The following is an 857-nucleotide window of genomic DNA, read 5'->3' as shown; positions in this document are numbered from 1 at the left end:
ACTACAGGCTAAACTAGGAAATCGCATCGAATTTGTTCAGAACCATATTCCAGTACCTGAAGATATAGTTGAGTTGAAGATTGTCTACAATTCAGGTATAGCGGGTATCTTTTATCGCTTGAAGGATGATAAGGATTGGCAAGTATTCGTGGATGATCTCGATGTTGTTTATTTGTCTGATGAGGGCGTTAACGGGGAACCAGGTGAAATTGGTGGATTTACAGGATTGTTTAATTTCATAGGTTCGGTTGATTCTCATCAGCACGACTCATTTGCAGATTTTGATTACTATTCCGTAAAGAATTTCTAAATCCAGAGAGGATGGTTTAGATGAATGCGATACCACTTAAACGTTTATTACCAGGATTAATTATTGGACCCGCCTCCTGGCTTGGACCCTATATTGCAGCTTCAAGTTTATTCTTGCCAGCTTTGATTACACATTTGGATGCCGACAAAAAAATCGAAATAGTAGCATTATTTTCAGCAGTAGGAATGATTGTTGCGGCCATTTCCAACATGGTAGCTGGATATTTGTCTGACCGTACAAAATCTCGTTTTGGANACGAACGCCTTGGTTAGTCTTTGGAGCATTCGTATTTATGCTGGCAATGATTTTTGCCTCAATGACTACTACGATTCCTTTATTGTTAATAAGTTGGATGCTAGGACAAGTGGCTCTAAACTTCATTGTTGCACCGATGGTTGCATGGATAGATTTAGCACCTGAAGAGGGTAAAGGATCAGCCTCATCTGCTTATGGTGGTTTGGGTATGGCTCTAGGTAATAATGGTTTTACAATTATAGCAGCTGTTTTTTTGGGACAATACCGTTTAGGTTTTATCATTTTTGGTATT

General features: G+C 39.0%; 2 protein-coding genes. Both read left to right on the top strand.

From position 1 onward, the window contains the following. Window positions 1–310: beta-xylosidase family glycoside hydrolase (locus tag KIH86_RS02895; protein WP_456094012.1), on the top strand; the 310-nt coding region annotated here is incomplete at its 5' end. A 316-nt stretch (window positions 311–626) separates the two neighbouring features. Beyond that, window positions 627–857, top strand: a 231-nt coding sequence (locus KIH86_RS02890; RefSeq protein ID WP_223110287.1) for a hypothetical protein, incomplete at its 3' end; no start/stop codon positions are given.

Source organism: Paenibacillus sinensis (assembly GCF_019904155.1).
Classification (GTDB): domain Bacteria; phylum Bacillota; class Bacilli; order Paenibacillales; family Paenibacillaceae; genus Paenibacillus_AQ; species Paenibacillus_AQ sinensis.
This window is presented reverse-complemented; position numbering and strand designations above follow the sequence as displayed.